Annotated in this window: 9 protein-coding genes; 1 reads left to right on the top strand and 8 read right to left on the bottom strand. The window is 46.5% G+C overall.

Annotated elements, in window-relative coordinates; genetic code table 11:
• Positions 1-60: 60 nt before the first annotated feature.
• Positions 61-423: a DUF3899 domain-containing protein gene (locus BMX58_RS00690; protein ID WP_068620534.1), complete on the top strand. Its 363-nt coding sequence runs from the start codon at positions 61-63 to the stop codon at positions 421-423.
• Positions 424-481: 58 nt separating this feature from the next.
• Here BMX58_RS00690 and BMX58_RS00685 read toward each other — a convergent pair whose 3' ends face one another.
• From BMX58_RS00685 to parC, 8 genes are all read right to left on the bottom strand, one after another.
• Complete coding sequence (locus tag BMX58_RS00685; RefSeq protein WP_068620536.1) at positions 482-2158, bottom strand: peptide ABC transporter substrate-binding protein; 1677 nt, start codon at positions 2156-2158, stop codon at positions 482-484.
• A gap of 323 nt (positions 2159-2481) precedes the next feature.
• Positions 2482-4473 (bottom strand): type I pullulanase, encoded by a 1992-nt coding sequence (gene pulA / locus BMX58_RS00680; protein WP_068620538.1) that lies wholly within the window; start codon positions 4471-4473, stop codon positions 2482-2484.
• 181 nt (positions 4474-4654) lie between these two features.
• Positions 4655-5605: a magnesium transporter CorA family protein gene (locus tag BMX58_RS00675; protein ID WP_068620541.1), complete on the bottom strand. Its 951-nt coding sequence runs from the start codon at positions 5603-5605 to the stop codon at positions 4655-4657.
• An 84-nt stretch (positions 5606-5689) separates the two neighbouring features.
• Positions 5690-6514, bottom strand: a complete 825-nt coding sequence (locus tag BMX58_RS00670) for a metallophosphoesterase (RefSeq protein WP_068620543.1) — start codon at positions 6512-6514, stop codon at positions 5690-5692.
• A 103-nt stretch (positions 6515-6617) separates the two neighbouring features.
• Positions 6618-7547, bottom strand: a complete 930-nt coding sequence (locus tag BMX58_RS00665) for a manganese-dependent inorganic pyrophosphatase (RefSeq protein WP_068620545.1) — start codon at positions 7545-7547, stop codon at positions 6618-6620.
• 96 nt (positions 7548-7643) lie between these two features.
• Positions 7644-8405 (bottom strand): pyruvate formate-lyase-activating protein, encoded by a 762-nt coding sequence (gene pflA, locus BMX58_RS00660; RefSeq protein WP_068620546.1) that lies wholly within the window; start codon positions 8403-8405, stop codon positions 7644-7646.
• A gap of 162 nt (positions 8406-8567) precedes the next feature.
• Positions 8568-10796: a formate C-acetyltransferase gene (gene pflB, locus BMX58_RS00655; protein WP_068620548.1), complete on the bottom strand. Its 2229-nt coding sequence runs from the start codon at positions 10794-10796 to the stop codon at positions 8568-8570.
• Positions 10797-11095: 299 nt separating this feature from the next.
• Complete coding sequence (parC, locus tag BMX58_RS00650) at positions 11096-13531, bottom strand: DNA topoisomerase IV subunit A (protein WP_068620774.1); 2436 nt, start codon at positions 13529-13531, stop codon at positions 11096-11098.

The following is a 13531-nucleotide window of genomic DNA, read 5'->3' as shown; positions in this document are numbered from 1 at the left end:
GAGTTTTCTTTCTTTTTTTTGTACATTTAAAATTGAGAAACCAAAAGGGAGCCAAAATAAATGAACTTCACAAAAAAAAACACAATCATTTCTTTTTCCATTTTATTGAGTGCAGCAGCATTCCAAATGATCAAATATGAAACCCTAAGCTGGATTGAAACTTCAAACATCCTCTTTATGATCGCCGGCGTATTCCTGATTATCGGACTGTCCGGCCTCATACTGGCTTCCGGATCGTTCGATTTTTTTCACTTCAGCCTCCGCAAAACGTTGCGAAGGGAAAAAAAAACTTTGGACGAGGAAGAGCCATTGAATCCGCATGCCCTTTCGGCATCGATCGGAAAAAGTTATCGGAATGTCCTCACAATCGGATTGATTTTGTTGCTGATAAGCATCTTCTGCCTCTGGGATTACATCCTATAAAAAAATAAAACATCCATCTGGCATTCATGTATGCCAGATGGATTTTTTATTGCCTTAATTAATCCACGTTCTGTGCACCAGAATTTGAGGCCCATTTGTATGAGTAGTCAGCACCGACTAAGTGCTCGCCCAAATCTGTGACATACGGTTTTTGCAGAACTGCATAAGAACGTTGGTAAAGAGGCGCGATACCCGCATCTTCCATCAAGATCTTTTCAGCAGCGAGCAAGCTAGCCCATCTTGCATCAAGGTCAGTTACGTTTGTGCGCGCTTCATCGATCAAAGCATCGTATTCAGCGTTCGAGTAACCGGATTTGTTGTTGCCGTTTTCGGTCTGGAACAATTCCAGGAAGTTGATCGGGTCAGCATAGTCAGCTCCCCATCCAGCCAATTCGATGTCGTATTCGCCGGCAGTGTCAGCTTCAAGACGGACTTTGAAAGGTACATTGCGCAATGTTACAGTCAAACCAGGCAAGTTGGTCTGCAATTGGCTTTGCAGGAACTCAGATGAACGTTTTGCGTTTTCTGTGTCATCACTCAACAATTCCAATGTGATGGACTCAACACCCAATTCAGCCAAGCCTTTTTCCCAGTAGGTTTTAGCTTCTTCAGCATTGAAGGTCAAAAGATCGCCGTTTTGCTTGCGGTAATCTTCACCTGTTGAAGGATCCAAAGCAAGTTTTTCAGGAACCAATCCGTTTGCTGGAACGGAACCGTTTTGCAACACAACATCAGCGTACGCTTGTTTATCGAAAGCCATCGCTAAAGCTTTACGGATATTAGCATTTTGCAAAGGCGTGCCTTCTCTTTGTTGGTTGAACTTCAAGTAGAACACGGAAGAAGTCGGCATTGTGTGCATTTCAGCATCGCCGGTTCTTTGCGCTACATATTCACCTGTCAAGATCATACGGTCGATTGCGCCAGTATCATAAAGATTCAATGCAGTGGAAGTCTCTTTGATGACTTCTACATTGATCGCATCCAATTTGACTGCGTCTTTATCCCAATATTCCGGATTCGGTTCATACGTCCAAGACAAGCTTGCTGCGTCCCAGTTAGCTAGTACAAATGGTCCATTGTACAATAAAGCATCACTGCTTAATGCGTATTTGTCGCCTTGTTCTTCAACAAATGCTTGATTTTGAGGGAAGAACATAGCCAATGTCAAAAGATCTTTGAAGTATGGCACTGGAGAAGCCAGTGTGATTTCCAACGTTTTATCGTCGATCGCTTTGATGCCCAGTTCTTCAGGTGCAACTTCGCCAGCAATGATTTCAGTTGCGTTAGCGACAACACCGTCCATCATGTAAGAATAAGAAGCAGCTGATGCAGGGTCCACCAATTTGCGCCATGAATAGACAAAGTCTTCTGCTGTCACAGGCTCACCGTTCGACCAGTTCGCTTCATCGCGGATCGTGAAAGTGTAGACCAGACCATCTTCGCTGACTGTCGGATCTTCTGCTGCGATACCCAATTCAACCGTTCCATCCAAGCCTTGGCGATACAGACCTTCGTTTACGTTGCTTAGAGCTGTAAACGCCACTGTATCTGTAGCTTGCACAGAATCCATTGTAGGGATTTCAGCGCTTTCAATCAGATTAAGCACCTGATCGCTGCCGGCCGCACCTGCAGACTCTGATGAATCGGCTGTGCTTCCTTCTCCACCACAAGCAGCTAATACAAGTGCGGAGCTTAAAGATAATAACACTAAAGATGAAAGTTTCTTGTTGCCCATATTTCTTTTCCCCCATTCCCTCTGTTTCTATAGTTTCTATAGTAAGCTTTATTATAGTTCTGACTGAAATTAAAATCAAGTTTGCGATTTTAATAAATTGGTTAAAATTAGATGAATAAATTCATATATTGGCGTTTATTGCCACAACATACCGACTCTTTAGGTATATTGAGTATCTGACACGCCATGTCAGAAGCATAAAAAATCGGCGAAAGCGACGTCAAACGTTGTCAAACAGGCATTTAACAAAGATGAACATTTGTTTATTAAGAAACTTTGATTAATTGTATAAATGTTGATGCATTTCTGTCAATGTGCGTTTTTTATCGCATCCTTTCGCTGTACAGTACTGTAGCCGTATGGGCTTTGACAAGAATTTCTTCCATGAGCGTCGGCTCCGACTTTCTTTCGAGAAAGACCTGGTTATCCGCAACAATTACGGCGTATTCCCCTTTCTCCATGCGGAAGGTCGTATCGTTCCGGTTGCCATTGAAAATGACGATGTATTGCTTGTCTTCATTCCGCAAGGAAAAGGCCACAATGTTGAAATTTTCGCTGAGCGTTGTGAAAAAGGCATCAATCTCTTCGTGCGTATGCAAACGGAACAGGTACTCGCTCTTGCGTAAAGCGATCAGACCTTTTATGTAGGCTATTGATTTTTGGAAGGTTGTCACCCGCTCCCATTCGAATTGGTTGATTTCATCAGGGGACTTGTAACTGTTGGCCACGCCTTCTTTCGTCCTTAAAAACTCTTGTCCGCCATGGATGAACGGGACACCTTGCGACAAAAGCAGAACACTTGTCGCAAGCGTATGACGTTTTATGCGCACTTCCTCGCTGTCTCTCGGATTGGATCGCAGCAACTTGTCATAGAGTGTCAAGTTGTCATGGGCTTCCACGTACTGGATGACTTGTTCCGGGTCGATATAAGTGCTGTGGCTGGAGAGATGCATGGCTCCTTTGATATTGCGGAGCAGCAGATCTTCCTGATAATTTTTCCCACTGATGAATCCCTTGTCGGTCTCATCGCCAAAATCACTGCCTTTCAATGCGACCCTGATTGAGTCATTGAAATGGGCTATTCTTGGCATTGCTTGCGCATTTTTCTGGGAAGCTTTCAAGTCCTCCGAAAGCGGTGTGCTCATTTCCCATCCTTCTCCAATGATGATGATGGATGGATCGATTTTGTCCAACGCTTCACGGACTGCGTTCATCGTAACGGAATCATGAATCCCCATCAGGTCGAACCGGAATCCGTCAAGGTGATATTCCTTGGCCCAATACTTCACGCTGTCGATGATGTATTTGCGCATCATATGCCTTTCGGATGCCGTATCATTCCCTACCCCGGTGCCGTTCGACAGCGAACCATCCGCATTGTAGCGGTAAAAATAACCAGGAACCGTCCTTTCCAAGGCTTGATCTTTCGGGTCATACACATGGTTGTAGACCACGTCCATGATGACCCGCAAGCCGTTATCATGCAACGTTTGGATCATTTGTTTCATTTCGGTGATCCTGTTGAATGGATCAAAAGGATCGCTTGAATAGGAACCTTCCGGCACATTATAGTTCAACGGATCGTATCCCCAATTGTATTGCGGTTTCGCCAAGTTCGCCTCATCAACCGTAGCGTAATCGAACATCGGCAAAATCTGGACATGCGTAATGCCTAAGTCGATCAAGTGATCCAAGCCTGTGCTGCTGCCGCTGGCGTTTTTTGTGTCCCTCTCAGTCAGGCCAAGGAATTTTCCTTTGTTGACGATTCCGCTCGTTGCGGAGATGGAAAAATCCCGGATATGCAGCTCATAGATGACCGCTTCTTCAGGTAAGCCAAATGCCGGCAAGCGCTCGGCCCACCCTTCCGGATTCGTTCTCGCCAAGTCTGTGATGACCGATTTGATGCCGTTCACGGTTGTTGCGCGGGCATAGGGATCAACCGTCACGGATTCGCGGTTGTTCAGGAAGAGAATCTTGTAAACATAGACGGTCCCGTGCTGATCACCGGACAGGAAGGCTTCGAAAACCCCCTTCGGTTTCTGCACCATCGTCATTTTTCGGGACGGAAAAGCGGCGGCGCTGTCCGCATATAGCCAAACCTCCACTGACTTTGCAGTAGGCGTCCAAACCCGCAACAGTGTTCCTTCTGGTTTGTACAAGGCCCCCAATTCACCGTCAAAAGAAAAATAGGTGTCAAAATCATCCGATCTGACAAACAAAAACATTTCCTTATCGATCGTTTCCTTATCCCTTTTATCGCTGAAAAGTTTTTCCAGCTCATAAATCTCAAGCCAACTCTGGAAATCCTCGACCATGTCCTGCCACCTCCCAAATACAGTATACCAATCCGCAATAGCTTCCTGCACCACTAAGCCATCAAAAAAAGCGCAACCGGCATTTCTTGCAGCCGATTACGCTCCAGTTTGACCTACGCAACCAACTGCCGGCCAACCTCACCGCCCAGGATGATGTCGGAATTGTTCCTCAACACGATGGTCAGAAGTAGTCTTTTTTCTTCAACCAATAGACCGTCAGGAAGCAAATCAAAATGGTGATCAGACTTGTGATCCAGAAGGCGAATGGATGATCTTCAAAAGGCAAATCGACGTTCATGCCCCAAAAACCGGCCATGATGGTGGGTATCGTCAGCACGATGGTGATTGACGTCAAAACCTTCATGATGTTGTTCAAATTGTTGGCGATTACGCTGGAAAAAACTTCACTCAGCTGGTCGATCATTTTGCTCGATTCCGTCACCATTACCTCGGCCTGATTCGAAATGTCGATGATATCCCGCAACAATTCCTGGCTTTGGGCATCGCCGCCAGCAGCCTCATGGATGGACTGGGTGATCAGGGGGTGGTTTTTGGTGATGGATGTCTCAAAATACACCAGGCTCTTGTGCAACGCAATCAACTTATAAAAATATTCATTGTGGGTGGCGCTAGTGATTTGGATCTGCAGGTCTTCGATCGTTCCGTCGATTTCCCGCAGATGGTGTATGAAGCTCTTGGTCAATTCCCACAATATGTATAGTATGATGTGGCGTTGGGTTGTCGCAGGCTCATTTTTGAAAGCTTCGTTCTTCATGATCCGATTCAGAAAAGCCGGTGTTTCTTTGCAAACGGTGATCAAAGTTCCGTTGATTGTGATGATCGATAAGGGGAACGTGTGATATTCGGTATATTTTTCCTGCACCGACCGCAGTTTGGGGAACAGGACGATCAACAGTCTGATTTCATCCCCCTGCTCATTATGAACCTGCTCTTGTCTAGGCACTTCATATTCATCCAAAGAATCCAGGATATAATCCTTCGGGATGCCGAAAGTAAGCACCAATTCCGCCACGTCATCGTGGTTAGGGTTTTCCACATGGATCCAATCGGCTGCTCTCCAGTTCTTGGTTTGCGTATATACGCCTTTGTCCGACAATTCGAACGCTTTCATCCATCACCGCTCCTTCCTGACTGAATGCTGTTGCCTACAAGACTAGCATAACTTATTTTTGTCAAAAGGGAAGTGATAAGCCCTTCAGATGTCCAGCTTAAATTCTTCCATAGTATAAGCCAATTCTGTGTAAGGATCTTCCGTGTACCAATGGCGCGCGTTGCCGAGGCAAGCGCAGTAGTAGGTCGTTTCCTGCTCGTGCAGCAATTTCCGGAAGTGGACATGTCCCATGATGCTGTGCGCGATCGGATAGCGCTCGTAAAGTTCCGTGTAGCTTTCGCTCCCGAGGAAAGCATTGTAATAGTCATAAACGGGATGCGGGAGCGGGATGACAAATTGCGGATGCGTCACCACGTGCGTCATCATGATTATTTTCCGGCCGCTGACGGCATTCAGGTCGTTTTCCAGCTCTTCCAGCATCGCTTGCGCAACCGCACGGTCATCCTTTTCCCAATGGACGTACAGGCGATCATTCCAGCCCCCCACCTTCAGTTTTTTCCTGGAAAATTCTTCCGCTGTGTAGCGCGGGCTGGCGAACCCATAATCGTACCACCCCGGATTCCCCGCCACCGCCCACTCATCCCCTATCAGATACGGATTTCCGACCGGATTATCTTCCCTTTCCTTGAACAGCTTGTAGATGCGGTCCGTATCCTCCTCGTGATTGCGGATGGACCAAAAATCATGGTTCCCGGGCACAAATTGAATTTTAGAAACGGAGTGGGCGCGCATGCGGTCCAAAAAGGAGAAAGTATCGTGATAGTCGGAAGAGACATCACCTGCCAACAACAGCAAATCGATTTCTTGATTATAGAGCAGTTCCGCCAAAAGATAGTCATACGTTTGGCCGGGAGCCAATTTTTTGGCATTTGAATCGATATGGAGGTCCGACAATACCCCAATTTTCACATTCTCACCCCCTTCAGGTGTTTTCTCGATCGGAGCGAAGACAAAAACAGGCGGAGACGCATTTCAGTTTAACTGAGTCGCATCGCCCGCCCGTAATGAATGATTATTTAGAGAATGCTTCCGTCAATGGCGGAACCACTTGCTTTTTGCGTGAAACAACGCCCGGAAGCAGGGCAACATTTTCTTCCAAGGTGACACCGAAAGCCGACGCCACGACATCCAAGTGCGAACCGACAGCCAACAAGGCAGAATCGCTGTCGATGATGTTCGTAACCACCAACAAGAAGACATCATAGACCTGCGTGCGGTTCTCTGCTTCCATAGCCGAAACCAATTCGGCTTTTCTTTTCAGTACATCCTGCACGTCAACGGTGTTTACTTGTGCGATGCGCACATTTTTATCGCCCATAGGGAATGATTTGGCATCCAAAGTCAAAAGCTCCGCAATCGATTTGTCGTCCAGATTCGTTCCTGCTTTCAGCATCGCAAGTCCATATTCCTGCATGGAGATGCCGGCGATTTCGGCTAAAGCTGCGGCGGCAAGTTCGTCTTCCTTTGTGCAAGTCGGGGACTTGAACAGCAAAGTGTCAGAAATGATTGCAGACAGCATGAGACCAGCAATATCGGCAGGGATCTCGATGTTTTTTTCATTATACATCTTATAAAGGATCGTATTCGTGCATCCCACAGGCTCGGCACGGTAAAACAACGGGTTGGCTGTTTCGAAGTTCGCGATGCGGTGATGATCCACTACGGCGTAAACTTCCACATCCTTGATGTCGCTGACGCTTTGTTGCGCTTCATTATGGTCCACCAAAGCTACCGTATCCGTTTCGTTGGCTGCAGTCGCGATGACGCGCGGTGCTGCTGTATTGAATTGATTCAATGCATAGGCTGTTTCTTCACTCGGTTGGCCAAGCGCTACAGCCTCAGCTTCGATTCCGTTTTGATTCAGGTAGTGGGCGTATGCGATAGCTGACGTGATCGCATCCGTATCCGGATTTTGGTGCCCAAAAACTAACATTTTGCTCATTACATTCCCTCTCTCTTACAATGTCTAAAAATATCATATTAAAAAAAGAAGAAAAGAGCAATGGCAATTCTCTTTTCTTCCATGAAAATTATGCTTCTACAGGTCCAGATAACCTTTGTAGTCTTCTGTATGCAACAATTTTTTCGCGTTTTCGACCCGTTCGGCGGTAGGCGGATCGATTCCCTCCAACTGATAAGGGATGCCCAAGGTTTTCCACTTGTATACACCCATTTTATGGTAGGGTAGGATTTCAACTTTGACGATGTTCTTCAGCGTTTTCAGGAATGCGTCCAAACGGATCAGGAAGTCATCGTAATCGGTACGTTCCGGTATCAGCACATGGCGGATCCAAACCGGTTTGTTGATGTCCGACAGATATTTCGCCAGCTCGATGATGCTTTCGTTCGGCCACATAGTCAATTCTTTGTGTTTTTGGCTGTCGATGTGCTTGATGTCCAACAAAATCAAGTCGGTCACCGCCAGCAACTTGTTGAACTGGCTGAAGAAAGGCTCATCATACGTGAACGGCAGGCCGCAGGTGTCCAAAGTCGTATGCACGCCCTGTGCTTTGGCTTTCGTGAACAGTTCGATCAGGAAATCGATCTGCAATAACGGTTCGCCGCCGCTGACGGTGATGCCGCCTTTTTGGCCCCAGAACGGCTTGTATTGCAGGGCCAAGTTGAGCAGTTCATCGGTTGTCATCTCATTGCCGCCTCCGATGTTCCAGGTGTCCGGGTTATGGCAGAATTGGCAGCGCATGCGGCAACCTTGCATAAATATAATAAAACGGATTCCCGGTCCATCAACGGAACCGAAACTCTCTGTTGAATGCACAAATCCTTTTAAGGGTTCAGTCATTTCAAAAACTCCTCTGTCGTTTATTTCTTACTCTTATTGTATCTCGCATAAGGAATATTTCCTATCAAAAAGAGCGAGCTTTCGCTCCCTTTGATAGAAAACGGATGAATCAAATGATCCATCCGTTTAATTTTATACAATTGTCATGCAGGTTGAAGCGAATTACATCATTTCGTGCATTGTACGGTTGATTACGTCCAATTGTTGTTCGCGAGTCAACTTGATGAAGTTAACAGCGTATCCGGAAACGCGGATCGTCAATTGTGGGTAGTTTTCTGGGTGATCCATAGCGTCAAGCAATGTTTCACGGTTGAAGACGTTGACGTTCAAATGGTGGCCGCCTTTAGCGATGTATCCGTCCAGCATTGCAGTCAAGTTTTCTTTTTGGACTTCTTCTTCACGTCCCAAAGCTTTAGGGATGATTGAGAATGTGTTGGAGATACCATCCAATGAATATTTGTAAGGAATCTTAGCTACTGAAGACAAGCTTGCCAAAGCGCCGTGTGTATCTCTTCCGTGCATTGGGTTAGCGCCTGGTGCGAATGGTTCGCCGGCTTTACGTCCGTCAGGAGTGCTACCAGTTTTCTTACCGTAAACCACGTTTGAAGTGATTGTAAGGATAGAAGTTGTCGGAATTGAGTTGCGGTATGTTTGGTGTTTCTTAACTTTGCCCATGTATTGTTTCAACAAGTCGATACCGATTTGGTCAGCGCGATCATCGTTGTTACCATATTTAGGGAAGTCGCCTTCGATTTCGAAGTCGATAGCAATGCCGTTTTCGTCACGGATCGGTTTAACTTTCGCGTATTTGATAGCTGAAAGTGAATCGACTGTAACTGAGAAACCAGCCACACCAGTTGCCAATGTGCGGACAACATGCGTATCATGCAAAGCCATTTCCAATGATTCGTATGAATATTTGTCGTGCATGTAGTGGATAACGTTCAATGTATTCACATACAAAGCTACGATCCAGTCCATCATTACATCGAATTTTTCCATAACTTCATTGTAATCCAGGTATTCTGAAGTGATTGGTTGCAATTTAGGTCCAACTTGTTTTTTCTTCGTTTCGTCAATCCCGCCGTTGATTGCGTAAAGCAATGTTTTCGCCAAGTTAGCACGTGCTCCGAAGAATTGCATTTGTTTCCCGATTCTCATCGCGGATACACAGCAAGCGATACCGTAGTCGTCGCCCCATTCAAGGCTCATGATGTCATCATTTTCGTATTGGATAGCGCTTGTTTCGATGGACATTTTAGCACAGTATTTTTTGAAGCCTTCAGGCAATTTAGTTGACCAAAGAACTGTCAAGTTAGGCTCTGGAGCAGCGCCCAAGTTAGTCAATGTGTTCAAGAAACGGAAGCTTGATTTCGTAACCATTGAACGTCCGTCATGTGCCATACCAGCGATTGATTCAGTAACCCATTGTGGATCTCCTGAGTACAATTCTTGGTATTCCGGCGTACGCGCAAATTTGATCATACGCAATTTCATTACGAAGTGGTCAACGATTTCTTGAGCTTCTTCTTCAGTCAAGACGCCGTTATCCAAATCGCGTTGGATGTAGATATCCAAGAAAGTTGAAGTACGTCCCAATGACATAGCAGCACCGTTTTGTTGTTTAACAGCAGCCAGGTAACCGAAGTATAACCATTGGAAAGCTTCTTTAGCGTTTGTTGCTGGTTTGGAAATATCGAAACCGTAGATGTTTCCTAATTCTTTCAATTCGTTCAAAGCGCGGTATTGTTCGCTGAATTCTTCTCTCAGGCGGATGACTTCTTCAGTCATCGTGCCGTCGCCGATTTTAGCGAATTCTTTCAATTTGTCTTTCATCAGGTAGTCCACACCGTATAAAGCTACACGACGGTAGTCTCCGATGATGCGTCCGCGGCCGTATGCATCAGGTAAGCCAGTGATGACGCCGGTTGTTCTTGCTGCACGCATTTCTGGTGTGTAAGCATCGAATACGCCTTGGTTATGTGTTTTTCTGTAATCGCGGAAGATCATGGAAATTTCTGGATCAACTTTGTAGCCTGCTTCTTCACAAGCCTGTTCACTCATGCGGATACCGCCGAAAGGCATCAAGCTGCGTTTAAGTGGTTTTTCAGTTTGGAAACCGACGATTTGCTCTTTATCTTTGTTCAAGTAGCCCGCTGCATGGGAAGTGATTGTAGATACAACCTTTGTATCCATGTCCAATACGCCGCCAGCTTCTCTTTCTTGTTTTGTAAGATCCATAACTTGATCCCATAGTTGAGTTGTCGTTTCTGTAGGACCGGCCAAGAAGCTTTCGTCGCCAGTGTATTCAGCGTAGTTGTTCATGATGAAGTCTCTTACGTCAACTTCTTCTTTCCAAGTTTTACCTTTAAAACCTTGCCATTGTTCCATTATATGTTCCTCCTATAAAGTGCTTTCACATTGTGATATGTGTAACAGGTTTCTACATGAACATTATAACACGTACACAGAAAAGTGCAACAACTATCAAACTTTTTTTGAACTTTTTGTTAATTATTCATAAACGCCAAATAAACATTGATATATCAACGTTTGAATTCCTCCAAAACGAAGTTGAGCTTCCGTTTTGTTAGTGAAGGCTTTATTTTGACTGAAAATCTGTTTCATAAAAAAACGGAAACTGTTTTATTACACAGTTTCCGTTTTGATATTTTGTTTATAACAGTTCATTAGAAAATTCTAATTTGTGAAAAATCAAACTCTTTTTCGACGTCCATCACTTCACCGTCTGTCTTTTCGTTGATGGCGAAGCTGCCGTTGGAATAACGCGGACTGAACGGTATTTCCTTGCTCTCAGTCACGATGCTCTTGTTGCCTGTTGTGCGGATCGTGTACCGGCTCGGGTGCACTAACTCGCAGTCCATAAAGACGATGCGGTGCGGTTTTGCCTTCAGTTCCTTCAAGAGCATCAATCCCCGCTTCGCTCGTCCCAAAATCGGGACTTCCCCGGATTTGAATTTTTTGATGTTCCCTCTCTGCGTGATCACAACAATCGGGAATTCTTCATCGCCTTCTTTGAAGGCCGCGCCTCCGACCACTGCGTCGTCGTCTTTCAGGTTGATGGATTTGACCCCGCTGGCCCGGGTTCCGATGATGCCGACTTCGCTCACTTCATAGCGCAAACTGAACCCGAAATGGGTCACGAGCAGCACATCATAATTTTGTTTGTCTTCCAGCCGTTGGATGGAAACAATCACATCCGTCTCGCTCTTCATCTTGATGGCGACTGCTTTTTTGTTACGGTAGCCCCGGAAAGTCCTGAAATCGCTCATCAGCGTCTGTTTGATGTATCCTTCTTTGGTGATGAAAAGGATCGTTCCGGTCGGTTCACTGTTGCTCGGCACAATTTCCGCATGGATGATCCTTTCTTCGGGAGCGAAGGGAATGTGTTGCGAAATGTGATGACCGGTATCCTTCCATTTCAATTCCGGCAATTCGTGCACCGGGAAGTGAAGATAGTCCCCCTTATTGGTGAACATTACGACGGCATCCAGCGTGGAGGCTTTTCCGACATAAAGTGGCTGATCGCCTTCGCGCAATCCGATTTCTTCAATTGTGGAAGCCCCGTAGGAACGCAGGCTGGTGCGTTTGTAATACCCCTCTTTGGTGATCACGACGACGACTTCCTCTACCGGAACCAGGATTTCCGTATCGATCTTGATTTCCTCGATTTCATGTTGGATCGTAGTCCGGCGCGGATTCGCGTATTGTTTTTTGACTGCGGCAAGTTCCGACTTCATCACAGCATACAGCGTTTTTTCCTGCTTCAGGATTTCATGGTAGGTTGCGATTTGTTCGTTCAGATCCAACTTCTCATTTTGCAGCGCCGTGATGTCCGTATTCGACAAGCGATACAATTGCAGGGAAACGATTGCTTCCGCCTGCGGTTCCGAAAAGCCGAACTGCTTCATCAGGTTCTGTTTTGAATCTTTTTTGTCTTTGCTGTCGCGGATCAATTGGATCACTTCATCCAGAATCGAAATGACGCGGATCAGCGCATCCACGATATGCAGGCGGGTCTCCGCTTTCTTCAGGCTGAATTTGGTCCGGCGCGTGATGACTTCCGCCTGATGACGGATGTACGCTTTCAGTATTTGGTGCAGACCGACCTGCATCGGGCGACGCTCATCGATTGCGACCATATTGAAGTTGTAATTCACTTGCAGATCGGTATTCTTCAACAAGTAGTTGAGGATCCCTTCCGCATTTGCTTCTTTTTTCAGCTCGACGACGATCTGCAGTCCGGTGCGGTCCGATTCATCCCGCACTTCCGCGATCCCTTCAATCTTGCGGTTAATGCGGATTTCGTCCATTCTTTTCACCAGATTCGCTTTGTTGACGTCATACGGGATTTCCGAAATGACGATCTGCTGTTTGCCGCCGCGGATGTTCTCGATGGACGAGCGGGAACGGACAACAACTTTCCCTTTTCCGGTCCTGTAGGCATCCTTCAGGCCATCCAAGCCCTGGATGATCGCCCCGGTCGGAAAGTCGGGGCCCTTTACGTATTTCATGAGCGCCTTCAGCTCCGCTTCCGGATGATCGATCAGATGCAGCGTCGCATCGATGACTTCCCCCAGATTATGCGGCGGGATGTCGGTCGCGTAACCGGCGGAAATGCCGGTCGCGCCGTTCACCAATAGATTCGGATAGCGGGCAGGCAACACAGTTGGTTCCTCATCGGTATCATCGAAGTTCAAAACAAAGTCAACCGTTTCTTTGTCGATGTCGCGCAACAGTTCCGCCGATATTTTTGAAAGCCTGGCTTCGGTATACCGCATCGCCGCGGCAGAGTCTCCGTCCATGCTCCCGTTGTTGCCGTGCATTTCGACCAATACTTCGCGCATCTTCCAGTCCTGGCTCAGGCGGACCATCGCTTCATAGACACTGGAATCCCCGTGCGGATGGTAATTGCCGATTACATTCCCGACCGTTTTTGCCGATTTGCGGAATCCTTTATCGGAAGTATTCCCGGCAACATCCATTGCATAGAGGATTCGTCGCTGAACCGGCTTCAGTCCATCGCGGATATCAGGCAATGCACGATCCTGGATGATGTATTTCGAGTATCTCCCGAAACGGTCCCCCATTACGTTTTCAAGCAT

The organism is Trichococcus ilyis, from assembly GCF_900109135.1.
Taxonomy (GTDB): domain Bacteria; phylum Bacillota; class Bacilli; order Lactobacillales; family Aerococcaceae; genus Trichococcus; species Trichococcus ilyis.
This window is presented reverse-complemented; position numbering and strand designations above follow the sequence as displayed.

Bases quoted from the DNA above. Each gene is read 5' to 3' on its own strand.
- parC (WP_068620774.1), bottom strand. From the start codon at position 13,531: ATGCTTGAAAACGTAATGGGGGACCGTTTCGGGAGATACTCGAAATAC.
- pulA (WP_068620538.1), bottom strand. From the start codon at position 4,473: ATGGTCGAGGATTTCCAGAGTTGGCTTGAGATTTATGAGCTGGAAAAA.
- BMX58_RS00690 (WP_068620534.1), top strand. From the start codon at position 61: ATGAACTTCACAAAAAAAAACACAATCATTTCTTTTTCCATTTTATTG.
- pflB (WP_068620548.1), bottom strand. From the start codon at position 10,796: ATGGAACAATGGCAAGGTTTTAAAGGTAAAACTTGGAAAGAAGAAGTT.
- BMX58_RS00685 (WP_068620536.1), bottom strand. From the start codon at position 2,158: ATGGGCAACAAGAAACTTTCATCTTTAGTGTTATTATCTTTAAGCTCC.
- BMX58_RS00665 (WP_068620545.1), bottom strand. From the start codon at position 7,547: ATGAGCAAAATGTTAGTTTTTGGGCACCAAAATCCGGATACGGATGCG.
- pflA (WP_068620546.1), bottom strand. From the start codon at position 8,405: ATGACTGAACCCTTAAAAGGATTTGTGCATTCAACAGAGAGTTTCGGT.
- BMX58_RS00675 (WP_068620541.1), bottom strand. From the start codon at position 5,605: ATGAAAGCGTTCGAATTGTCGGACAAAGGCGTATATACGCAAACCAAG.